General features: G+C 66.2%; 21 protein-coding genes. 7 read left to right on the top strand and 14 right to left on the bottom strand.

The annotated features are described in order from the left end of the window. Nucleotides 1-328: 328 nt before the first annotated feature. Entirely contained in the window at nt 329-1825 is a 1497-nt protein-coding gene (locus WS87_RS18680) for a DNA-3-methyladenine glycosylase 2 family protein (RefSeq protein ID WP_059819725.1), read from the top strand. Further along, nucleotides 1822-2355: a methylated-DNA--[protein]-cysteine S-methyltransferase gene (locus tag WS87_RS18675; RefSeq protein ID WP_059819726.1), complete on the top strand. Its 534-nt coding sequence runs from the start codon at nt 1822-1824 to the stop codon at nt 2353-2355. Before WS87_RS18680 ends, WS87_RS18675 begins: the two co-directional genes overlap by 4 nt. A 36-nt stretch (nt 2356-2391) precedes the next feature. Here WS87_RS18675 and WS87_RS18670 read toward each other — a convergent pair whose 3' ends face one another. After that, nucleotides 2392-2889: an Lrp/AsnC family transcriptional regulator gene (locus tag WS87_RS18670; protein WP_059532325.1), complete on the bottom strand. Its 498-nt coding sequence runs from the start codon at nt 2887-2889 to the stop codon at nt 2392-2394. A gap of 157 nt (nt 2890-3046) precedes the next feature. Between WS87_RS18670 and glmS the strand changes: the two genes are divergently transcribed. After that, nucleotides 3047-4876, top strand: coding sequence for a glutamine--fructose-6-phosphate transaminase (isomerizing) (gene glmS / locus WS87_RS18665; RefSeq protein ID WP_059702917.1), 1830 nt, complete (start codon nt 3047-3049; stop codon nt 4874-4876). Nucleotides 4877-4930: 54 nt separating this feature from the next. On the opposite strand, the gene WS87_RS18660 is transcribed toward glmS, so the two are convergent. Both WS87_RS18660 and WS87_RS18655 read right to left on the bottom strand, forming a co-directional pair. Next, on the bottom strand, nt 4931-5746 hold the full coding sequence (locus tag WS87_RS18660; RefSeq protein WP_059819739.1) for a hypothetical protein: 816 nt from the start codon (nt 5744-5746) through the stop codon (nt 4931-4933). Between the two features lie 105 nt (nt 5747-5851). After that, on the bottom strand, nt 5852-6682 hold the full coding sequence (locus WS87_RS18655; RefSeq protein ID WP_059819727.1) for an AraC family transcriptional regulator: 831 nt from the start codon (nt 6680-6682) through the stop codon (nt 5852-5854). A 120-nt stretch (nt 6683-6802) separates the two neighbouring features. On the opposite strand from WS87_RS18655, the gene WS87_RS18650 reads away from it, so the two are divergent. Further along, nucleotides 6803-7462, top strand: a complete 660-nt coding sequence (locus WS87_RS18650; RefSeq protein ID WP_059819728.1) for a glutathione S-transferase family protein — start codon at nt 6803-6805, stop codon at nt 7460-7462. Nucleotides 7463-7510: 48 nt separating this feature from the next. Here the strand turns inward: WS87_RS18650 and WS87_RS18645 are convergent, their stop codons facing one another. The 10 genes from WS87_RS18645 to WS87_RS18600 all read right to left on the bottom strand — a co-directional run bounded on the left by WS87_RS18645 (nt 7511) and on the right by WS87_RS18600 (nt 16968). Continuing rightward, nucleotides 7511-8599, bottom strand: coding sequence for a porin (locus WS87_RS18645; RefSeq protein WP_059819729.1), 1089 nt, complete (start codon nt 8597-8599; stop codon nt 7511-7513). Between the two features lie 245 nt (nt 8600-8844). Next, nucleotides 8845-9180, bottom strand: a complete 336-nt coding sequence (locus tag WS87_RS18640) for a Rieske (2Fe-2S) protein (protein WP_059819730.1) — start codon at nt 9178-9180, stop codon at nt 8845-8847. 3 nt (nt 9181-9183) lie between these two features. Then, nucleotides 9184-9495 (bottom strand): YciI family protein, encoded by a 312-nt coding sequence (locus WS87_RS18635; protein WP_059532344.1) that lies wholly within the window; start codon nt 9493-9495, stop codon nt 9184-9186. Between the two features lie 5 nt (nt 9496-9500). Next, on the bottom strand, nt 9501-10376 hold the full coding sequence (locus WS87_RS18630) for an intradiol ring-cleavage dioxygenase (protein WP_059819740.1): 876 nt from the start codon (nt 10374-10376) through the stop codon (nt 9501-9503). A gap of 28 nt (nt 10377-10404) precedes the next feature. Continuing rightward, entirely contained in the window at nt 10405-11472 is a 1068-nt protein-coding gene (locus tag WS87_RS18625) for a maleylacetate reductase (RefSeq protein ID WP_059819731.1), read from the bottom strand. Nucleotides 11473-11479: 7 nt separating this feature from the next. Continuing rightward, the gene (locus tag WS87_RS18620) at nt 11480-12946 is read right to left on the bottom strand and encodes an aldehyde dehydrogenase family protein (RefSeq protein WP_059819732.1); all 1467 of its coding nucleotides are present in this window, start codon (nt 12944-12946) and stop codon (nt 11480-11482) included. Nucleotides 12947-12978: 32 nt separating this feature from the next. Continuing rightward, complete coding sequence (locus tag WS87_RS18615) at nt 12979-13998, bottom strand: hypothetical protein (RefSeq protein WP_059819733.1); 1020 nt, start codon at nt 13996-13998, stop codon at nt 12979-12981. Nucleotides 13999-14039: 41 nt separating this feature from the next. Further along, entirely contained in the window at nt 14040-14534 is a 495-nt protein-coding gene (locus tag WS87_RS18610; protein ID WP_059819734.1) for a hypothetical protein, read from the bottom strand. A 114-nt stretch (nt 14535-14648) separates the two neighbouring features. Further along, nucleotides 14649-15578, bottom strand: coding sequence for a LysR family transcriptional regulator (locus WS87_RS18605; protein ID WP_059532357.1), 930 nt, complete (start codon nt 15576-15578; stop codon nt 14649-14651). 139 nt (nt 15579-15717) lie between these two features. After that, nucleotides 15718-16968, bottom strand: a complete 1251-nt coding sequence (locus WS87_RS18600; RefSeq protein WP_059690417.1) for an MFS transporter — start codon at nt 16966-16968, stop codon at nt 15718-15720. Between the two features lie 505 nt (nt 16969-17473). On the opposite strand from WS87_RS18600, the gene WS87_RS18595 reads away from it, so the two are divergent. Next, a complete protein-coding gene (locus WS87_RS18595) occupies nt 17474-18958 on the top strand; it encodes an aminotransferase class V-fold PLP-dependent enzyme (RefSeq protein ID WP_059819735.1) in 1485 nt (494 codons plus the stop codon). Nucleotides 18959-19136: 178 nt separating this feature from the next. Here WS87_RS18595 and WS87_RS18590 read toward each other — a convergent pair whose 3' ends face one another. Next, the gene (locus WS87_RS18590; protein ID WP_059819736.1) at nt 19137-20252 is read right to left on the bottom strand and encodes a DJ-1/PfpI family protein; all 1116 of its coding nucleotides are present in this window, start codon (nt 20250-20252) and stop codon (nt 19137-19139) included. An 88-nt stretch (nt 20253-20340) separates the two neighbouring features. Here WS87_RS18590 and WS87_RS18585 point away from each other — a divergent pair, with 88 nt between their 5' ends. Beyond that, the gene (locus tag WS87_RS18585) at nt 20341-21351 is read left to right on the top strand and encodes a GlxA family transcriptional regulator (protein ID WP_059819737.1); all 1011 of its coding nucleotides are present in this window, start codon (nt 20341-20343) and stop codon (nt 21349-21351) included. Nucleotides 21352-21647: 296 nt separating this feature from the next. Beyond that, on the top strand, nt 21648-23180 hold the full coding sequence (locus tag WS87_RS18580) for an amino acid permease (RefSeq protein WP_059819741.1): 1533 nt from the start codon (nt 21648-21650) through the stop codon (nt 23178-23180). The last annotated feature ends 36 nt before the right edge of the window (nt 23181-23216 follow it).

Below are 23216 nucleotides of genomic sequence, written 5' to 3'. Positions count from 1 at the left end.
CGCGGCCGCGCCCGTCGCGCCGCTGGATGTTGTCTGTCCGTGACCGGCGACGGGCGCCGGGGCGGACGAGCGGCCCGCCTTTTGCGTGGCCGGCCGCTCGTCCGTCGAGTTCTGGAAAACGTTTTTCAAAGCATAGGGCTTGGCCCGGTGCCGTGTCAGTCGGGGATTTCGATGAGTCATCTCAAATCCAGCCACGCAAAAAGAGATGACTGTTCCGCAGAGTGGCATTAACCGTTTTTTCGGGACTTTCCTGCGTTCGAAACGGGGGCATGACGCGAGCCGGCGCGTCGAGACACATGTCCGATTCCAGCCAGAATCGGCGGAGCGGATGGTTTACAGTCGTCTCATGCACCTCGATCCAGACACCTGCTACGACGCCCTGCTTTCGCGGAACCGCCGCTTCGACGGCTGGTTCTTCGTCGGTGTGTCGACGACGGGCGTGTATTGCCGCCCCGTTTGCCCGGTGAAGCCGCCGAAGGCGCGCAACTGCAGCTATTACCCGACCGCCGCCGCGGCGGAGAAAGCCGGCTTTCGGCCGTGCATGCGGTGCCGGCCCGAGCTCGCGCCGGGCCACGGGCTGCTCGACCTGTCCGGCAATCTCGCCGACGCGGGCGCGTCGCTGATCGAGGACGGTTTCCTGAACGAGCACTCCGTCGATGCGCTCGCGCGGCGAGTCGGCGTGACCGAGCGCCATCTGCGCCGAATCTTCGCCACGCAGTTCGGCGTGTCGCCGGTCGAATTCGCGCAGACGCACCGGCTGCTGATGGCCAAGCGCCTCCTGACCGATACCGCGCTGCCGGTGGCCGTGGTTGCGTCGACTGCCGGGTTCGGCAGCGTGCGACGCTTCAACGATCTGTTCCGCCAGCGCTACGGCCTCAATCCGCTGCGCCTGCGCAAGGGCGCCGGCGCATCCGCCAATGGCGACATGACCTTCCCGCTACCGTATCGGCCGCCGTTCGCATGGCCCGAGTTGATGCGCTTTCTCGCGCAGCGCCAGATCGACGGCGTCGAGCGGATCGATGCGCACGGCTATGCGCGCGTCGTCGCACTGCCGAACGGGCACGGCGACGCCCAGGTGACGGGCTGGCTGTCCGTCACGCACGTGCCGCAGCGGTTCGCGCTCGCGGTGACCGTGTCGCCCGCGCTCACGCCCGTCGTCCCGGCCGTGCTCGCGCGCGTGCGGCGGCTGTTCGATCTCGACAGCCGCCCGGACGTGATCGACGCGCATCTGGGCGAACTCGCGGACGGCTCGCCCGGCCTGCGCGTGCCCGGCGCGTTCGACGGGCTCGAGATCGCGATGCGTGCGATCGCGGGCGAACGATTGGCGCAGACACAGGCGGGTGCGGTGCTGGCGCGGGTGTCCGAGCGCTTCGGCACGCCGGTGGACCACGCGCCGCCGGGGCTCACGCACGCGCTGCCTTCCGCCGCGACGCTGGCGACGGTGCCGCCGGCGGCGCTCGAAGCCATCGGCGTGACACGTGACGCGGCGCGGGCGATCGTGTCGCTGGCGCGTGCAGTCGCCGACGGCACGCTCGCGCTCGAACCGATGGCGCCGCTCGACGCGACGCTCGATGCGGTGCGCGCGCTGCCCGGCTTCGACGAACGCGCGGTGCAGTATGTCGCGATGCGTGCGATGGCCTGGCCGAACGCGTTCCCCGCGGACGACGCGTGGCTTGCACCGCGCGCCGCCGCCGCCGCCGCCGCCGCCGCCGCCGAGCGTCCGCGCAGCATCGCATCATCCGCGCCGCATGCGTCGCGCTGGGCACCGTGGCGCGCATATGCCGCACTGCATGTGTGGCGCCTTCATGGAGACGCTTCGCGATGACTCCCGCTCATCTGATTCCGAGCCCGCTGGGCGACATCGCCATCCGTATCGAGGACGACGCCCTGACGGGCCTCTTCTTCGTCGGCCAGAAATACTATCCGTCGCTGGCGATCGCACCGGATGCGGATGCACGCAACGCGTCGCCGCTCGCGCGCAAGGTTGCCGACGAAGTCGCCGAATATTTCACCGGCACGCGCGAAACCTTCTCGGTGCCGATTCATCTGCGCGGCACCGCGTTTCAGCGCAGCGTGTGGAAGGAATTGCTCGCGATTCCGTTCGGCGAGCTCGTGTCGTACGGTGACATCACCGAACGCGTCGGGCTGCCGATGAGCGCCGCGCGCGCCGTCGGCGGCGCGGTCGGCCGCAATCCCGTGTCGATCATGGTGCCGTGCCATCGCGTGATCGGCGCTTCCGGCAGCCTGACCGGTTATGCAGGCGGCATCGAACGGAAACGCGCGTTGCTGTCGCTCGAAGGCGCCGGGTTCGCGCGCGGCGAGCGCCATCCGATGCAGCAGACGCTTGCGTTCTGACGTCGCGCGTGCACCGTTCGACGTGTGTCGTGCAGTCTAGTCGTCGCCGCGCTTGCGCATCGCATGCGTGACCCGCGCGTTCGCCTCGAACTTCGCGCGATGCGTCGAGAAGAACGTCCGTACGTTGCGGACGTTCGATGCGCCGGTGAACAGCCGCCGCGCGAATGCGTCGTATTCGGCGACGTCGGCCAGATCGGCCACCACCACGAAATCCGGCCCCGGCGACACGCGGTAGCACTGCGTGACCGCCGGCTCCGCGCACACGTAAGCCTCGAACGCGTCGTAGTCTTCCGCCGTCTGCCGGTCGAGGCTGATCTCGATCAAGGCCGTGACGGCCGTGCCGATCGCGACCGGGTCGAGCACCGCGACCTGGCGGCGGATCACGCCCGCTTCCGTCAGCCGCCGCACGCGGCGCATGCACGTCGGCGGCGACGACAGCGCGCGCTCGGCGAGTTGCAGGTTCGACACCGATGCGTCGTCCTGCAGGATCGCGAGAATGCGCAGGTCGAGATCGTCGAGCGTGATGCCGGCCATCGGTGACTCCTTCCGGTCAAGGTTGTGAAATTTAATTTCAACACGATATCAGATCTATTGTCTGTTTCATTTTATTGCGTATTTTGAAATTTAATTCCATCCACTCGCTTCTACCATCGCTGTCACGGGTCCAGACAGGACATTTACGGAGCGCGATATGTGTGGAATTGTCGGGGCGGTTGCCCAGCGGGACATCCTGCCGAACCTCGTCGACGGGCTGAAGCGGCTCGAATACCGCGGTTACGACTCGTGCGGCGTCGTGGTCTATCGCGACCGTGCGCTGGCACGGGCGCGCAGCGTCGACCGCGTCGCCAACCTGCAGCGCGAGATCGCCGCGCACGCGCTGTCCGGCTACACCGGCATCGCGCATACGCGCTGGGCAACGCATGGCGCGCCCGTCACGCTCAACGCGCACCCGCATTTCTCGCCGAGCGACGACAACGCGCGCATCGCGCTGTCGCACAACGGGATCATCGAGAACTGCGATCAACTGCGCGCGCAATTGCAGGCGCACGGTTACGTGTTCGCGAGCCAGACCGACAGCGAAGCGATCGCGCATCTGATCGACCACCTGTATGACGGCGACCTGTTCGACGCGGTGCGCCGCGCGGTCGCGCGGCTGCGCGGCAGCTATGCGATCGCGGTGATGTGCCGTGACGAACCGCACCGGATCGTCGGTGCGCGCGACGGGATGCCGCTCGTCGTCGGTGTCGGCGATGGCGAGAATTTCCTGGCGTCGGATGCGATCGCGTTGTCGGGCATCACCGATCGCATCGCTTACCTCGAGAATGGTGACGTCGCCGATATTCAGCTGCATCGCTACTGGATCGTCGACGCGGCCGGACAGCGCGTCGAACGCGCGGTGCAGCGCGTGGCCGCGCACAGCGGCGCGGCGGACCTCGGCGCGTATCGCTACTACATGCAGAAGGAAATCTTCGAGCAGCCGCAGGCGGTGGCCGATACGTTGCTCGATGTCGGATCGATCATGCCCGAGTTGTTCGGCGACGGCGCGTGGCGCGTGTTCAACGATGTCGATTCGGTGTTGCTGCTCGCGTGCGGCGGTAGTTATCACGCGGCGCTGACCGCGAAATACTGGATCGAGAGCATCGCGAAGCTGCCGGCGAGCGTCGAGATCGCGAGCGAGTTTCGCTATCGCGACAGCGTCCCGAATCCGCGCACGCTGGTCGTCGCGGTGTCGCAGAGCGGCGAGACGGCCGACGTGCTCGGCGCCGTGCATGTCGCGAAGCAGCGCGGGATGATGCATACGCTCGCGATCTGCAACGTCGCGACGAGTGCGCTGATGCGCGAATGCGCGCTGCAGTTCGTCACGCGTGCGGGAATCGAGATCGGCGTGGCTTCGACGAAGGCTTTCACGACGCAGCTCGTGGCGTTGTTCTTGCTGACTTTGTCACTGGCGCAGGTGCGCGGGCGGTTGAGCGATGACGACGAGAAGGCGCATCTGCGTGCGCTGCGGCATCTGCCCGATGCGATGTCGAAGGTGCTCGCGCTGGAACCGCAGATCATGGGCTGGTCGGAGCTGCTCGCGCGACGCGACAACATGCTGTTTCTCGGACGCGGGATGCATTATCCGATTGCGCTCGAAGGCGCGCTGAAGATGAAGGAGATTTCGTATATCCACGCGGAGGCTTATCCTGCCGGGGAGTTGAAGCATGGGCCGCTGGCGTTGGTCAGTAATGAAATGCCGGTGATCGCGGTGGCGCCAAATGACGTGCTGCTCGAAAAGCTCCGGTCGAACATGCACGAGGTCAGTGCGCGGAACGGCAGGCTTTTCGTGTTCGCCGATGTGGACTGCGGGTTGGTGCCGAGTGAAGGGATCGAGGTGATTCGGCTCAACGAGTACTACGGGCCGCTTTCGCCGATTCTGCATACGGTGCCGATGCAGTTGCTGGCTTATCACGCGGCGTTGGCAAGGGGAACGGATATCGATAAGCCGAGGAATCTTGCTAAATCGGTGACGGTGGAGTGAGGGTCCGGGCAAACCGGCATCGGATCAGCATCACCGCCCCGCCCAAGAAAATCGCTACTTCGACAAACTCAGCTTCTTCGACAACACAACCCCACTCGACGGGCTCACCAGCGAGATGGATTGGAGATCCATGTGCAACCTGGAGATCCGGGTCGTAATGTCCGTCGGCTCCTCGATGCTCGGATCGGCATGCTCGGTTTGTTCGGTCAGGTAAGGCCGAACCAGGCGCCCCGACAAAACGAGCGCGAAGTCGCCATGCGCCTGGGCGTACACGGCAGGCGAAATCCGCATGCGGCTGCGAACCGTGCTCTTCTTCCCTTGCCCGGACTCGAGCTCGATGATGTCGACCTGCTGGATATATCCTTTTGCCTTCGCTTCGGGTGCGATCACGAGCCCTCGCCCTCGTGGCCCCGTCGTGACCTTTCTGAGCAGGATGCGCGTCCGGTCGTCGCGCTCCGCGTCGAACAGGTCGACGTCCAGCGTCAACAGGTGCCGCTGCGACTGATACCTCAGCCCATACCGCACCGGCACCACGAATGTCACGTCACGATCGAGATTGATGGGCGCCAGGTCGGGATTCGGGCCGTGCCGGTCGGTCGCGTTGGAGACGAGGCCGCGAACCCGTGCACTCAAGGAAGGTGCGGCGGCGCTGAAGTGCTGCTTCTTCAGCGCATCCCGGATGGCAACCGGATCGTCGCCGACAATCGGCCGTACGTGCGACGTGTCTTGACCGACAGCGGGCGCGTTGCGCGTCGAGCCGTCGACAGCAGACGCCGCCTGTGCATGCGCCGCCACTGGCGCCAGCATCACCGCCACGGCGACGGCCCACGCGAATTTCGAGCGACCCAACTTGGATTTCCTGTGCGGCACGACGAACTCCTGATTTTCTGGCAGATCGGTCAACGACGAGCACTATAGGGCGGAATGACCGGCAACGCATCCACGGTGTGAAATGACCCATGGTGCGGTCGCCGATCAGGAGTCGGCACCCTCATCCCGACCATCCTCCCGCCGATATTCCGCCGGCGCCTTCCCCACCAGCTTCCGAAAATCGCGCGTGAAATGCGCCTGGTCGAAATACCCCAACGAATGAGCCAGTTCCGCGAGATCGACCGGCTCGCCGCCGGCGAGTTTGTCCGCGGCCTCATGCAGGCGATAACGGCAGATCACCCACTTCGGCGTCACGCCCACATGGTTGGAAAAGAGTTGCTGCAGCGTGCGCTCGCTCAACCCTGCGCGCTCGGCCAGATCGCGCACCTGCGTGAGCCCGAGGTCCTGCTGCAGCATCTGCAAGATGCCATGAATGCGCTCGACCTGCGGATCGGCCGGCGGCAGCACCCGCAACAGCAACGCCTCCGTGGCGGCCACCATCCCGGCATCATCTTCGGCCCCGAGCACGGCGTCTTCGGCTTCCGCATCGCCGCAATCGAGCAGCGTCGACACCGGCAGCACCTTGTCGGTCGACAAATGCACCGGCTTGCCGAAGAACGCCCGAAACGCCCCCGGCCGAAAGCGCAAGCCGATCACCCTGCCGGCGCCGGCCAGCGTCGTCTCGAACGCCCCCGACACCACTCCGAAGATTCCCGTCCGGCGTCGATCGAACACCAGATTCACGCACGGATACGGCAGCGTGCGCTGCACGTACGGCGGCTGGTCGCGCAGATCCCATTCGACGATCCAGTGGTGATCCAGCACCCCGGCCAGTTCGGCACACGGGTAATAGCGATTCAGGCGGAAGCGCTGATTGAAGGCTTTCGGGCCGACGATGCCTTTGGGCGTCTCGGTCACGTTACGCAAGTCGGCCATGGTGACGAACCGTTGAGATGACCGCATGATGATGCACCGCCGCAGCGGATTTTTCCAAGACGAAGCCGCGCGGCCGTCCTACATTTCCATATTTGTCCCGAACGCATACCGGAGCCCGCGATGTCGCAAGACCGTCACCTGACCCTGTACCACTCCCCGCGCAGCCGATCGGCCGGCGCGCGGATGCTGCTCGAGGAACTGAGCGCCGACTACGAACTGCACGCGTTCGACCTCTCCGCGGGTAAACATCATGACGCCGAATATCTGCGCCTCAACCCGATGGGCAAGGTGCCCGCGCTACGTCACGGCGACGCGATCGTGACCGAACAGCCCGCCGTCTACATGTATGCGGCGGAACTGTATCCGGAAGCCGGCCTGTCGCCTGCGCCCGGCGATTCACTGCGCGGCCCGTACCTGCGCTGGATGACGTTCTATGGTTCGTGCTTCGAGCCGGCCATCGTCGACCGCTCGATGAATCGTCCGCCCGCGGCCTATTCGACATCGCCGTACGGCGACTTCGACACCGTCATCAACGCGATCGATACGCAACTGGCAAAGGGGCCCTGGCTACTGGGCGAGCGCTTCACGGCCGCGGATGTGCTGTGGGGCTCCGCACTGAACTGGACCACGATGTTCAAGCTCGTGCCCGAGACGCCGCGCATTCGCGCCTATATCGATCGCGTGCTCGCGCGCCCGGCCATCCAGCGCGCGCAGGCGGCAGATGCGGCACTCGCGGCGGAGCAGGACAAGGCCAAGGAGGCAGCGTCCGCCGCGAGGTAGTCCGGTGCGCGGGGGCGGACCTTGACGCAAGTTCCGCCCGGCGCCCCGTCAAAACATCGTATGCACCCCGACGCGCGCGACGGCCTGGCTCGCCGAGCTCGACGCCCCGTTCGGATCGAGCACGCCGTTGATCTGCGCGTTCGCGCCGCTGTTCGCGCGTTGATAATCCGCGGACACGTAAACCATCGTCCGTTTCGACAACAGGTACTGAAACGCGACGCTGACCTGATGCGCATGGTTGTCGTTCACGGCTTCGTTGCCCTTCATGTACATGTACTTCGCGCCGAGAAAGACGTCCGGCCTGATGCGCCACACGCCGCCTGCTTCGGCCATCCACACGCCTGCGTCGTTGAACGAATTGCGTACGGTCGTCAGCAGCGCCTTTGCACTGATCGCGCCGAAGTCGTAGTGCATCCCGACGCCCCAGTTGCGCACACTGGTCGACGGCGTACCCGGCGCCGGACCATACTTCTCGTTCGTATAGGCCGCACCGATACCGAACGCTCCGACTTCGTAGTTCAGCCCGACACTCACGGTATTGTCCGCACCGACGGAACCGGCCACGCCGCCGAACGCATACATCACGCCCCCGGAAAACCCGGCGATCGTCGGCGAGCTGTACTTGACCGAATTCGCGACCGGCTTGCTGCCTGCCATGCGGTCCCAGTCGAATGCGCCGGTCGGATTGCCCGGCAGCGCGAGACGCTGGAACGGGCCATTCCTGAACCCGTACAACCCCGTGAGATCCATCGAGATCGCGTTCCCCTTCGCAAACAGGGAATCCACCATGAAGTCATACTGATTTCCCAGCCTGATGCCGCCGAACCGGTCGCTCTCGATGCCCACGTATGCGTTGCGCCCGAAGATTCCGGTCCCGATGATGCTGCCGTTCGCCATCGAGAACTGGTTCACGAGCGCGAACGTCGCGCGATATCCGCCACCGAGATCTTCCGTTCCGCGCAAGCCGAACAGGTTCGGCGTGAAGATGCCGTCGTCGAACTTGACGTTCTTCCCGCCGCCCTCGTTGCTGACATACGAGATGCCGCTGTCGATCAATCCGAACAGCGTCACGCTGCTCTGCGCGTACGCACCCTGCGCGATGACAAGCATCGCGACTGCTCCAAACCTTAGTTTCATTGTGTCTCCGTCTTTTTTCTGTCAATGCGAACCGGCCGCCCACTGTCTCGCGGGTCTCGCCCGATGCTTCGTGAAACAACGACTCCCCCGGCCCGGCTTCGCATTCATCCGGGTCGGAAAGACTCGTATTTGATTAGCTTTACTGATTTAACAGAACGAATGAAATCCCGCTCATTCCCGATTTCATCCCGCACAATGCGATTACAGCGCGTCCCGACTTCCGTTGAGCAATCCGACCTTCCGAATCAAGCGCCCCGACAAATCACCCAGGCCGCCGAATCGACCTCGACAGTCACGGCTTCCAGCCCGGCGCCCGAACACGGTCCGTCGATGCACACGCCATCGTCGAACCTGAACAGCGCGCTGTGATGCGCGCACATCAGCACCTGGGACCGGTAGCAGGAAATGTTGCCCGGCACGAAATCGAGCGGAACCGAGAAATGCGGGCAACGATTCACATACGCCCACACCTGCTCCCCGCGCCGCACGACGATGACGGGACGCCCAATGCACGCTTCGTCGACGACCCGTGCCCCACCGTCCGGCACATCGGAGAAGCGGCAGAGTTGCGCGGCACCCATGACTCACGCTCTCCGCTCAGGATTGCCGAGGCTCCAGTCCCACGGTCGAACCTCCACCCGCGAGAACAGCCCCTCCTTCACGTATGGATCGTTGCCGACGAACTGCATCACCGCATCGATGTCGTCCGCCTCGACGACGAGCAGCGTGCCGTTCATCGCATCGCCCTGCGGATCGAGCGTCGGTCCGCCGAGCCGCACATACACACCGTGCTGCGCGGCGGAGCGCAGGTAGGTCCGATGCGTGGACCGCACGCGGTCGCGCACGTCGCGCATCCCGGGCTGGTCCGTCGCAAACACTGCAAAGAATCGCGCCATGTCGGTCAACTCCGGTCGAGCACGAAGTCGTATGTCGCTTCGCGATATGCGCCCGTCAAGCCGACGCGGCGCGCGAGTTCATCGCCCGCCGCACGCGGACGATAGGCAACCATCAGCGACGGCTTCACGCCGAAGACGGCATCCGATTTCAGATACGCGTCCTCCTCGTCGAACAGATGCGTGACGAGCTTGCGATAGCCCGGCGCGTCGATCATGAAATGCAGATGCGCGGGCCGCCACGGATGACGGCCGGTCGCGTCGAGCATCTTCCCGACCGGGCCGTCGGTCGGAATCGGGTAGCTGACCGGCAGGATCGTCGTGATCGCATAACGGCCTTCGGCGTCGGTCCGGTAGCGGCCGCGCAGATTGCCGTGCGGCTGCGCCTTGTCCTGCCCGGAATACATGCCGTTCTCCGCGGTCTGCCACACGTCGAGCACGGCGCCGCGCACCGGCGCGCCATCGGTGGCGAGCACGCGGCCGTGCACGACGACGGGTGTGCCGGGCGTGAACGCCATGTTCTCGCCATACGCGCGCTCGGGCATGCCTTCGATGTAGAACGGGCCGAATACGGTCGTTTCCGTCGCGCCGGTGGCGAAGCGATGGTTGATCGCGTCGACCAGCATCGACACGCCCAGCGTGTCCGACAGCAGGATGAATTCCTGACGCACGACGTCGTCGCACATCTGCCCGGTTTCGGTCAGGAAGCGAATCGCGGCCATCCACTCGGCCTCGGTCAGCTCCGTCTCGCGGACGAACGCATGCAGATGCCGCACGAGGCTCTGCATCAGCACGCGCAAGCGCGGGTTCGGCGTATCGTCGAAGCTGGCGACAACCTGCTCGGTCAGCCGCGTATCGCCGTCGTCATGAAGATCGTTCGTCACGTTCGTCTCCTGTGATGCAGCCGGCCGCTCAATGCGGCTCGCGCCCTTCCCACGCATGCTGAAGCAATTCGCGAATCGGCGCACGTTCGATCGGCCGCGGATTCGCATACGGATTCCGGCAGGCGAGGTCGGCGGCTTCGTCGAGGCCCGCTTCCGGCATCCCGATGTCGGCAAGCGCCGGCGACAGGCCCAGTTGCCGATTCAGCCGGAACAACAGCGGGCCGGCGTCGGCCGCATCGGTGCCGCCCAGCGCACGCGCGACACGGCGCAGCGCGTCGGGCGCCGCGGCATGGTTGTAGTGCGCGGTATGCGGCAACATCGCGGCGTGCGTCTGCGCATGCGGCAGGTTGAAGGTGCCGCCGAGCGTATGACACAGCTTGTGGTGCAACGCCATGCCGACCGAGCCGAGACACGTGCCGGCAAGCCATGCGCCATACAACGCGCGGCTACGCATCTCGCGGTCGTCTGGTGTGCGAACGATCGACGGCAGCGCCTCGCCGAGCGCACGAATCGACTCCTCGGCCATCAGGCTGATCACCGGGTTCGCATCTTCCGCGTAGAGCGCTTCGACCGCGTGCGCCATCGCATTGACGCCCGACGCCGCCGAAATCCCCGGCGGCAGCGACAGCGTCAGGGACGGGTCGTAGAGCACGGTTCGCGGCAGCACGCGCGCGTCGCGCCCGGTACGCTTCAGCCGGCCTTCCGTGAGCCCGAAGATCGGCGTCATTTCCGAGCCCGCGTAAGTCGTCGGCACGGCGAGGATCGGCAGCGACGACTCGAGTGCGATCGCCTTGCCGAGCCCGATCGTCGAGCCGCCGCCGATCGCGATGCAGCAGTCCGCGCCCAGCTCGGCCGCCATCTCGCGCGCGGCACGCGCGACTTCGATCGGCACATGCATCACGGCCTGCGCGCATACGCCGGCCGCGCGCGCGCCGAGCACGCGCCTGACCCGTTCGGCGAGCGGCTGCTGTTCCGGCGTCGACAGAATCAGCGCCCGCTGCGCGCCGAGCGCGGACAGCTCCTCCGGCAGCCGTTCGAGCGCGCCCCATTCGAACACGACGCGGGACGGCGTTCCCTGATAGACGAAGCGCTCCATTTCAGCCTCAACGCTTGAAGTGCGGCGGCACCTTGCCGTCGACATTGACCCACACCGAGCGCGCTTCCGTGTAGTCGTGCATCGCCTCGAAGCCCATCTCGCGGCCGTAGCCCGACTTGCCGACGCCGCCGAACGGGCTGCCCGGATTCACGCGCTTGTAGCAGTTGATCCAGCACATGCCCGCGTCGATCCGCGACGCCATCTTGTGCGCGCGGGACAGATCGTTGGTCCACAGGCCGCTGCCGAGCCCGTATTCGGTCGCGTTGGCGATCGACAGCGCTTCCGCGTCGCTGCCGAAGCGCAGCACGGTGACGAACGGGCCGAACACTTCCTCCTGCGCGACGCGATCGGCGGCGCTCTTCGCTTCGATGACGGTCGGGCGCACGTAGTAGCCGTCGGCGAGCGCGGCATCCTGCGGCGCGCTGCCGCCCGCGAGCACGCGGCCGCCCTGCTCGCGCGCGACATCGACGAACGACAGCACGCGATCGAGGTGCTGCTTCGACGTCAGCGGGCCCATCTCGGTGTCCGGGTCCAGCGGGTTGCCGACGCGGATCGACGAAGCCAGCGACACGAAGCGCTCGAGGAATGCGTCGGCGATGCGTTCATGCAGCACGAGACGCGAACCCGCGATGCACGCCTGCCCCTGGTTGTGAAAGATCGCCCACGCGGCGCCGTTGATGGCGGCATCGAGGTTCGCATCGTCGAACACGATGTTCGCGCCCTTGCCGCCCAGTTCCAGCTGCACGCGCTTCAGGTTGCCCTGCGAGGCCGCGACGATCCGGCGGCCCGTCGCCGTCGAACCGGTGAACGCGATCTTCCCGACACCGGGATGTTCGGCGAGCCGCTGGCCTGCCGTATGACCGTAGCCGGGGACGATATTGACGACGCCCGCGGGGAACCCGACCTCGGCCATCAGCTCGACGATGCGCAGCGTCGACAGCGGCGTGATCTCCGACGGCTTGAGCACGACCGTGTTGCCGGCCGCCAGCGCCGGGCCCATCTTCCAGCTCGTGAACATCAGCGGGAAATTCCACGGCACGATCTGGCCGACGACGCCGATCGGCGCGCGCTGCACATAGTTCAGGAAGCCGGCTTCGACGGGAATCACCGAGCCCTGCAGCTTGTCGGCCATGCCGCCGAAGTAACGGAAGCATGCTGCCGTGCGCGGCACGTCGAGCGCGCGCGAATCGCGAATCGGATGACCGGTGTCCAGCGATTCCAGTTGCGCGAGCTCCTCGGCGTTGGCTTCGATCGCGTCGGCAAGGCGCAGCAGCAACCGGCCGCGTTCGGCCGCCGCCATGGCCGACCACTTCGGGAACGCGCGGGTGGCGGCTTCGACCGCCAGGTCCACGTCCGCCGATGTGGCCGCGGCGATCTTCGTGATCAGCGAGCCGTCGTGCGGATTGAGCACGTCGATGGTGCCACGCTCGACGGCATCGACGAAGCGCCCGTCGATGAAGAGTTGGGTTTGCATGAATCGTCCTCGATTTATTGCTGAAGTGCTGCTTAGAACGCGATCGGATACGGCGCCAGCTCGCCACTCTCATATCGCTGCGGCAGGTCCGGCGTCGCGTTTTCCCAGACCAGCAGCATCGAGCGCTTCGTCGAGTAGCCCTGGTGCCGGATGTCAGCCGGCATCGCGCAGATGTCGCCGGCCCGCATCGTGATGCGCGCGCGCGGCGCGCCGGTGTTCTTGTCGCCGATGTCCCACACGATTTCGTCGGACAGTTGCAGGAACCATTCGACGCGGTCGTTGCCGTGGAACACCGGCAGGATGAATTCCTCGGTGGTCGGGCAGAACAGGCTGCGCCCGCACACGGACGTGACCGACGGATTCCACGTCACGTCCGAACGCGACAGGTACTTGAACAGGTTGAACGCGTGCAGTTCGCCTTCGAAGCCCGGCTTCACGTGCACTTCCGGCTCGTCCTGGCCGACGTCGAGGAACGCGCGGTTGACCGGCAGTTCGTCGCGCAGCGGCGAGTCGCCTTCGAGGCCCGGCATGCGGCGCGTCGCGATGCGCGTGCGTTCGATCGCCGCGCCGTTCTCGCCGTGCTTGCGCCCGAACGCCGTGCCGGTTTCCTCGGGCGCGGCGAACGGATCGAAGCCTTCGTTGGTCCAGTCGTGCAGCATGGCCTTGAAGGTCGCCATGATCGTCGGCGTTTCGAACGTCTCGGTGTAGTCGACGCCGGCTTCCTTCAGGATCCCATTGAACGTGCCCGCGTAGACGTCGACCTTGCCGTAGTGATTGCGCGTGCCGAACACGTGATCGAAGTTCACCCAGCCGTAGAAGAAGCCCCACGCAACGTCGCGCATCATCGCGCGCAGGAACGCGTCCGCGGGCATCGCATGCGTGCGCGTCCGGCCTTTCGCCGGCCAGCTGATTTTCACGAAGTATTCGTCGCGCTGGAACGCGAACTCGCCGAGCTGGAAGCGGCGGTAGCCGGTGACGGCATCGGCTTCCGTGGCCTGCACCAGATCGGCGGCGAAGCCGGCGGAAAGGTCAAAGGTCTCGAGGGTGGCCATAACGTGTCTCCTGGAATATTTGAACGGGGCAGTCGGATGTGTCAGTGCAGGCAGATGTCGGCCCACTTCTCGACGGACAGCTCGCCGAGCACGGTCTGCACGAGCGCGACGCCCGGCTTGCCGGCGGCGAAGCGATACGCGCAGCCGGCCGGCAGCAGCGCCTGATGCCCCTTGCGCAGGACGACGTAGCCCATCTCGCGGCCCGCCGGCTGCGTGCCGGCGCTCACGGTGCCGCGGCCGATGGTCGGCGGGTTGTCGAGCTTGATGAATTCGATGCGGACTTCGCCATCCATCTGAATCGCGAACTCGTCGTGCGCGCACGCGAACCATGGCGACTGGCCTTCGGTCCGCAGCACTTCGATCACGTATTCGAGGTTCTTGCCGGCGACGACCTTTTCGTAAGGAGCCGACTTCGATGCGATCTCGAAGACGTTCGAGAAGGCGTAGTGTTTTGCGCTGCCGCTGGTGATTTCGATCTCGCCCTTGGCGTGGCTGTCGAGCGAGCCAAAGACGGTGTGGAATGCCGTGTCGGTCATTGCTGTCTCCTGAGTTGAACCGCTTGTTGGATTCAACTCTAGGGGCAAGGGCGCCCCTCAACAAGGCAACGGACCGCGACTACGGCATTTGCGATTCCCGAATAATCGCTTCGTTCAGCGAACCCAGCCGCGCTCGAGCAGCGGACGGTCCCACGGCGACTCGTCGCCGATGTATTCGACGAGGAATTCGACCAGCGCCTTCACCTTCAACGCTTGTCGTTGCGTTGCGGGATAAACGGCGGCGAAGCTCAGCGGCGCGATCTGGAAATCGGTGAGGATGGGCACCAGCCGGCCCGCGACGAGCGCGTCGCTCGCAACCAGCGTGGGCAGGCACACGACACCGCCGCCCGTCAGCGCATACTCGCGCAGCAGGTGCACGGAGTTCGAGCGGATCATGCCGGGCAACTCCATTTCGACGACTTCGTCGCCGCGCGTCAGGGTCCAGCGATTGCGCGACGGATAGCCGGAATACAGCGCCGTGGTGTGCTGCAGCAATTCGCGGGGATGTTGTGGCGCACCATGCGCTTCGAGGTAGGCCGGCGCCGCGCAGAAGAGGCGTCGGACCACGAACAGTCGCCGCTCGATCAGCGACTCGGATATCGGCGGGAAGATCTGGAACGCGATGTCGAACCCTTCTTCGACGGGGTCCACGACACGGTCATTGACGATGATGTCGAGCTGAATGCCCGGGTAGCGGCGATTGAACTCGGCGAGCGGCACGCCGAAGTGATCGAGCGCGAAACCGGGCAGCATCTGGATACGCAGCCGTCCGGTCGGCGTCGCGCGCAGTTCGCGCATCTGGTCGGTCAGCTCGTTGACGCGCCCGACCACCTCGGCGCATTCGCGGTAGAAGGTCTCGCCCACTTCGGACAGGCGCACGTGGCGCGTGCTGCGATGGAACAGCGGTGCGTTGACGAACTTCTCCAGCTGCTGGATGCGGTTCGTCACGACCGAACTGGTGACCCCAAGCTGTCGCGCCGCTTCCGCGAAACTGCTCGCCTCCGCGACCCTGACGAACGCCTCGATGCTCAGAAACCGGTCCATGCTGCGCCCTTTCCGAAAGCGAAACCGGCAGTCTAACCGCACCGGCCGGCCGTTTGGGTCAAGCCGAACGCGTCACACTGTCACCGGGCGGGTGTCAATCTCGCCGGCGCACCGGGCGCGGGTAACACCGCGCGGTACGTTACGGCTGCTTGCCCGCCGACAGCTCCGGCTGCAAGCCCACGCGACGCTGCAGCACGGCCGGCGCGGTTTCCCGCAGCAGCAAGCTGACCACGATGCCGAGCAGCACTGCGCCCATCGGCAGCCACAGAATGTTCTGGATCCCGAAGTGTGCGGCAACGTAGCCGCCCATCGCCGGTGCGATGCCGCCGCCGAAGATCTCGCCGCAACCGACCACCACGCCGATCGACGTCGACACGAGGCCGACGGGCGCGGCTTCGGTCGCCACCGGGCCCGAGAGCAGCGACACCAGCCCGAGCGTGAAGAACGACGCGACGAACAGCACCGCGAACAGCACGAGCGGCTGCGGGCCCAGCCCGCGGAAAACGTAGAGCATCACCGCCGTGCCGGCGAAACCGACGATGCTCGCGAGGCGCCGGCCCACCAGGTCGGACAGGCCCGGCAGCCCGAACTGCCCGAGAAAGCCGCCGAAGCCGATCGCCGACACCACGAGGCCCATCTTCTGCGTGCCGAGCGCAAGGTAATCCGTCAGGTACAGCGGCAACAGCGCGCCGAGCACGAACACGCCGGTCATCGCGCAGCACAGCGCGGCCATCGCGACGAGGATGTTGCGGCTCTTCAGCACATGGCCGAGCGACGCCGGCGCGTGCTCCGTCACCACCTCCTTCGCGCGCTTCGGTTCGCGGATCACGAAGAACATGATCGCGCCGAGGATCAGCCCGGGAATCGCCACGAGCGCGAACACCCAGCGCCACGACACGACGTTGAGCAGCTGCGTCGCGATGATCGGCGACAGCGCGAGCCCGAACAGCGCGAAGCCGCTTTGCTGCAGCCCGAGGTTCAGGCCGCGCCGCCGCGGATGCGACGCGTCGGCGGTGGCCGCAAAGCTGGTCGGGCAGAACGAGCCTTCGGCGACGCCCATCAGCCCGCGGATCGCGATCAGGCCGAGCAGCCCGCCCGCGAGCCCCGAGAAGCCGGACAGCAGCGAGAACGCGATGATCGCCGGGATCAGGACCTTGCGGCGGCCGATCTTGTCGGAAATGCCGCCCATCAGCGCCGCGAAGATGCCCCACGACAGGCCGAGCACGCCGATGCAGTTGCCGACGTCCTGCGCGGTCAGGTGCAGATCCTTCATGATCGAAGGGAACAGCGGCGCGATGAGCCAGCGGTCCAGGCCGACCAGCCCGAAACCGAGCGCCAGCAGCGTCACCGCCTTCCACTCATAGGAGGTATCCCACTCGTTTGCTTTCATGTCCGTCTCCGTGGACCGGTCCGCCTGCACGCGCCGGGGGCGTCCGTGCATGAGCCGGGTCCGTTGTCTTGTGTGTGCGATGCGACGTGAGTCGCGAGGAAGTGGCGGCCGCCTGTCCGGTTGCAGGCGTCGAATTCAATCAGCCGACGCCCGAACGATAGGTGCGCGCACGCAGATCGGGTATGGAACAACCGGCGAACGCGCCATTCGCGAAACGCAAATAATCGGCGGATCGCTGCGGGAGGCGTCAGCGGACAGCGCGGAACGCGCGGCGCGCACCGGCGAAATGGCCCGGACGCGTGCGTCACCGGGGGAATCCCTCATGGACATCGGCGGATCGTTGCCGGGTGCCGCCAGGCGGCGGCAGGATCCGATTCCATCCAGATCGGCCTCGATGGAATATTTTTCTTCAAATTGGCGAACATCCAACCGTTTTTGGATCCTTTTTCCCCGCTCCTCCTCGTATCATTTCTCCCGTTACGAAAAGAACGAGCCAGAGAAGGACATGAGCGACACCACCCCGCTGCACTACCTCGACTACGCGGCCACCACCCCCGCGGATCCCCGCGTGATCGAAGCGATGACGGCCTGCCTCGGTGCCGACGGCATCTTCGGCAATCCCGCGTCGAGCTCGCACGCCGCCGGCCGGCTGGCGAAGGAAAAAGTCGAGCATGCGCGCGCGCAGGTCGCCGCGCTGATCGGTGCGGATGCCGACGAGATCGTCTGGACGTCGGGCGCCACCGAATCGAACAACCTCGCGCTGAAAGGCTATGCGGAGACCGCGACCGGCAAGCGCCACCTGATCACGAGCCGCCTCGAACACAAGGCCATCCTCGACACGATGGCCAACCTGTCGAAGCGCGGCATGACCGCGACCTGCCTGTCGCCCACCGCCGACGGCGAAATCACCGTCGACGCCGTGGCCGCGGCGATCGGCCCCGACACGGGCCTGGTGTCGCTGATGCTCGTCAATAACGAACTCGGCACGCTGACCGACATCGGCGCGATCTCGCGCATCGTGCATGCGGCCGGCGCGCTGCTGCACGTCGACGCCGCGCAAGCGCTCGGCAAGACGCCGATCGACGTGCGCGCGCTCGGCATCGATCTGCTGTCGATGTCCGCGCACAAGGTGTATGGCCCCAAGGGCATCGGCGCGCTGTTCGTCCGCCGCGAGATCGCCGACCGCATCGCGCCGCAGATCCACGGCGGCGGACACGAGCGCGGCCTGCGCTCGGGCACGCTCGCGACGCACCAGATCGTCGGAATGGGCACGGCCTGCGAGTTGGCCGCCGAAAAACTCGAGCGCGAAGCCGTGCGGATCGCGGCGCTCAGCGCACGCCTGAAGGACGCGCTGCTCGCGCTCGGCGGCATCACGCACAACGCGGCGGCGGCACGCCGCATCCCGCACACGTTGAGCCTCACGGTGAACGTGCCGGGCTTCTTCCCGTTCATGCTCGGCGATGCGCTCGCCGTGTCGTCGACCTCCGCGTGCAACTCGATGAGCGGCGCGCCGTCCCACGTGTTGACCGCGATCGGCCTCGACGCCGAAGCCGCGGGCCGCACGGTGCGCGTCAGCTTCGGCCGCTTCACGACGGAGCAGGACGTCGATTTCGCGATCGCGTGTTTCGCGCGCGCGCTCGAGCAATGCCGTGCCGCGACGGCGACCGGGTTCACCGCATCGCGACAGATCACGCCGGCGGACCTGAAGGCGATTCGCAATGCGGGCTTTCGCGCGGTGATCTGCAACCGGCCGGACGGCGAAAGCGCCGATCAGCCGGCCTTCGAGGAAATCGCCGCCGCCGCGCGCGAACTCGGTCTCGACGCGCGCTATCTGCCGGTCGAACGCGACCGGATCGGCGACGCGGAAGTCGATGCGTTCGGCGCGCTGGTCGATGCGCTGCCGAAGCCCGTGCTCGCGTATTGCGGAAGCGGGAGCCGCGCCGGAATGCTGTGGGATCGGCTGACGGAGCGGCGAACGGCAACGGTCTGAGCGCAATTCGTTCGTCACGACGCATCGCCCGCGTTCGCGCTCAACGCCGAATGCAAGTCGGTGGAAGGCGCGCGCGATGGGCTGCGCGCATTTCCGCTGGCACACGCCGGGCTCGTCGAGCGGAACATCATTCCGCTCGGGCGTTGTTTGCTTCGGGGGTTCATCAGCGCCGCAGCCGCTACCGCGCATACTCGAGTTGCAGGGCCACCCAGTCCGACGTCGCGTCGCCGTAGCGCGCCGCGACGTCTCCGAGCACACCGGGCAGCACACCGTCACCCCGCCGTCCCGCGGGAATCGTGACGCGCGGGTGGCCGGTATCGGCCGGCTGCGTCAGGAGGCGCAGCCCGTGCTTCGATTCGATCACGCGCGCGTCCGCCGTTGCGACGACGTCGCTGCGCCACGTCCGCGCCCATGCGTCGGCACTGAGCGCAACCGAGAGTTCATCGAATCCGCTCGCGACCGGCAGATCGAACGTCCGATGCCGCCAGAACGCGACGCGATTCGTCAGCGCGGTCGCCACGGCACGCGCGGTCAAACCGAACCGGCTGCCGTCGTGAACGTCGCTCCATCCCTCCGCGCCGATGTTGCGTGCCGCTTCGCGCGCCACCACCGGCCCCGCCAGTGCATTCACCAACGCAAGCGACGCGGGAATCGACGCCGACACACCGGCCGTCGTCATCACGTTGCCATCCATCACGTAGCGTCGATCGTCGAGCCACGCGGTATCGGCAAAACGGCGACGCAGCCCGGCACGCGAGTACCAGTGCGCGGTCGCCATACGGTCCCGCAACAGCCCGGCGTTCGCGAGCACCGCCGCGCCATCGCAGATCGCCACCATCGTGGCGCCGGCAGCGGCTTGCTTGCGCAGCCATGCCAGCACGGCTGGCCGGTCGGCTCGATGCAGCGCAGGCACGATCACGATGTCGGCCCCCGAAGGCACGGCCGCGTCGAATCGGTCGAACGTCGTATCGGCCAGCATCCGCAGTGCGGGCATCAGTTCGACCGCGCTGGCGTCGACCGACACAGCCACGACATCGGCAGCGCCCGACGTCTTCAGAATCGCGTACGGGACCATGAAATCGGTCGTCTCCGTTCCTGCATTGTCCGCGACGATCGCAACGAGCGGCCGCGTGCGACCCGCTTTCGGTGCGTTCACGGTCAGCGTTTGCGTGACCGTTCGGGCGCCGTGCGCGACCGACGGCCCGGGCTGCCCCGACATGCACGCGCCCAGCACCGCGCATACGATCAGCACCATTGCCACGCGTGCCGCCCCGTTTCTGTTCCGTTCCCGCATCGCCCACCCGAGTCAATCGATTGCATGTCCGGAAAATTACAAGGATCATGCTCGCGGTCACAAGGACAACTCCACCGCACTTTCCGCCATGTCCCAGTCAACCGGTTCGGCGCGCGACATCGTCGTCGTCGGCTTCGAAGGCGTCCAGTCACTCGACATCACGGGCCCGATGGAAGTGTTCGCTGTCGCGAACCGTCACCTTCCCGGCCATGTCCCGCGCTATCGGCTCACGCTCGCGTCACAGCATGGTCACGACATCGTCACGCATGCGGGCCTGCGTCTTGCCGGCCCGACCGCGCTTGCGGCCTTGCCCGAACGCATCGACACGATCGTCGTCGCGGGCGGCAGCGAAGCGGCGCTGCGACACGCGGCGTCGAACGCCGGTGTGCTGCCGTGGCTGCGCACCCGGATCGCGAACACGCGGCGCATCGCGAGCATCTGCACGGGCGCGTTCGTGCTCGCCGCGGGCGGATGGCTGGACGGCAGGCGCGCAACCACGCACTGGAATCAGTGTGCGACGCTGCAGGCGCTATGCCCTGACGTGCGGGTCGAGCCGGATGCGATCTACGTGAGCGATCCGCCGTTTCATACGTCGGCCGGCGTGACGGCAGGCATCGACCTGTGTCTCGCGCTCGTCGAAGCCGACTGCGGCGCGCCGACCGCGCTCGCGGTCGCACGCGAGCTCGTGCTCTTCATGCACCGCCCCGGCGGACAGGCGCAATTCAGCGTCGGCCTCGACATCCAGGCAAACGCGACACCGCCGATGCGCGCGCTGCTCACGTCGATCGCCGACGACCCGACCGGCGACCTCGGCGTCGCCGCGCTGGCCGCGCGCCTGCACATGAGCGAGCGGACGTTTGCGCGCAATTTCCTCAAGGAGACGGGGCTTCCGCCCGCGCAATTCGTGCTGGCCGCGCGCGTCGAGCGCGCGAAGGTGCTGCTGGAGCGGGCAGACTGGCCGCTCGAACGGGTCGCGCAACGTTCGGGGTTCGGCAGCGTGGATGCACTGCAACGTGCGTTCGCGAAGCGGGTCGGGATAACGCCGCACGACTACCGCGCGCGCTTCGGACCGAAACACGGCCGGCAGCAAATCGAGTAGGCCGTCCCGGGTATTCCCCGGCCGACTCACGCCCCGATCCGTACGGATTTCTTACAAAGTTTCACCCCGCCATGCGATGCCCCCGAACGGTGCACGCATCCGGAGTTTCACCGCATTGCCGAAATCCGATATCGCCGCGAGATTTGGCTTCATACCGTTCCCGTATCGGACCGGCACGCGGCCGTCGTCACCGCATGACATCGCGCGCCACCGACGAATTCCAGGAGCGGGCCGCCGTGCCGGGCCCGGGCAGCGATGACGGTCCTGCCTCGCAGGACATTCGTGACGGAGCGAACATGGATGCGAAAATCCAGCCTGATACAGGCACCGACAGTGACGTAAGCCTTCTCCACAAGATGGGGTACGCGCAGGAACTGTCGAGACGCATGAACGGCTTCTCGAACTTCGCCGTGTCGTTTTCGGTGATCTGCATTCTGTCGGGCGGCATCACGGCGTTTCAGCTGGCGTTTTCCGCGGCCGGCGGCGCATCGATCGGCCTCGGCTGGCCGCTCGGCTCGCTGTTCGCGCTGATCGTCGCGGTGTCGATGTCGCAGATCGCGTCCGCGTTTCCGACCGCCGGCGGCCTCTATCACTGGGGCGCGATCCTCGGCGGGAAGAAATGGGGGTGGATGACGGCATGGCTCAACCTGATCGGCCTGATCTTCGTGATCGCGGCGATCAACTTCGGCACCTACGATCCGTTCTTCAAGACGCTGATCGCGCCGATGTTCGGCGTCAGTCCGGACAGCCTGACATGGTGGCATCAGACCGCGTTCATCGCGGTCATCACCCTTTCGCAGGCAGTCCTGAACGCACGCGGCATCAGGATCGCGAGCAAGATCACCGACCTGTCCGGCTATCTGATCTTCGTCGTGACGATCGCGCTGGTCGTGTCGCTGCTGGCCTACTCGCCGGTCGCGTTCGACCTGCATCGGCTCGTCACCTTCACCAATTACACGGGCGTCGACGGCGGTGCCTGGCCGAAACAGGCCACGCCACTCGCGTTCCTGTCCGGCCTGCTGCTGGTGACCTACACGATCACGGGCTTCGACGCATCCGCGCACACGTCCGAAGAAACGCACGACGCGGCGAAGAACGTGCCGCGCGGCATCATCGGCTCGGTGTTCTGGTCCGCGGCGTTCGGCTACGTGATGGTGTGCGCGTTCGTGCTCGTCATGCCGGACCTGACCGCCGCGATGAAACAGGGCACCGGTTTCTTCGAAGCCATCCTCGCGCCGATTCCGAAGACGTTGCGCGTGTGCCTCGAGCTCGCGATGTTCTTCATCAACTACGTGTGCGGGCTCGCGGCGATCATGTCGACCTCGCGCATGATGTACGCGTTCGCGCGCGACGGCGGGCTGTCCGCGTCGAAACTGCTGCGCAGCGTGAATCACAACCACCGGACGCCCGGGCCCGCGATCTGGACGTGCGCGGTGCTTGCCATCGTCGTCACGCTGTATGGCGACGCGTTCTCGGTGTTGAGCGCGGGCAGCGCCGTGTTCCTGTTCATCTCGTATGCGATGCCGCTCGGCTCGGGGATGCTCGCCGAAGGCCGCACGTGGACCGAAAAGGGCCCGTTCCAGCTGGGCATCTGGTCGAAGCCATGCGCGCTGCTCGCGCTGGTGGGCGCCTGCGTGCTCGCATACGTCGGCATCCAGCCGCCGAACGAGAAAGTGCTCTACGTGCTCGTCGCGTTCGTGGCGGCGCTGATGGTCATCTGGTACGGCTTCGGTGTGCGCAAGACCTTCGCCGGGCCGCCGATGCTCAAGGACACGCGCAATGACGAGCGCATTCGCGAACTCGAGGCGAACGTCGATCCGACGGTGTGACGCGACACCGATTCGCGCACAGCGCAAAAATCCGGC

The sequence above is a fragment of the Burkholderia sp. MSMB0856 genome (assembly GCF_001524645.2).
Taxonomy (GTDB): domain Bacteria; phylum Pseudomonadota; class Gammaproteobacteria; order Burkholderiales; family Burkholderiaceae; genus Burkholderia; species Burkholderia diffusa.
The sequence above is the reverse complement of the archived record's forward strand: the minus strand, read 5'-3'. Positions and strand labels throughout refer to the sequence as shown.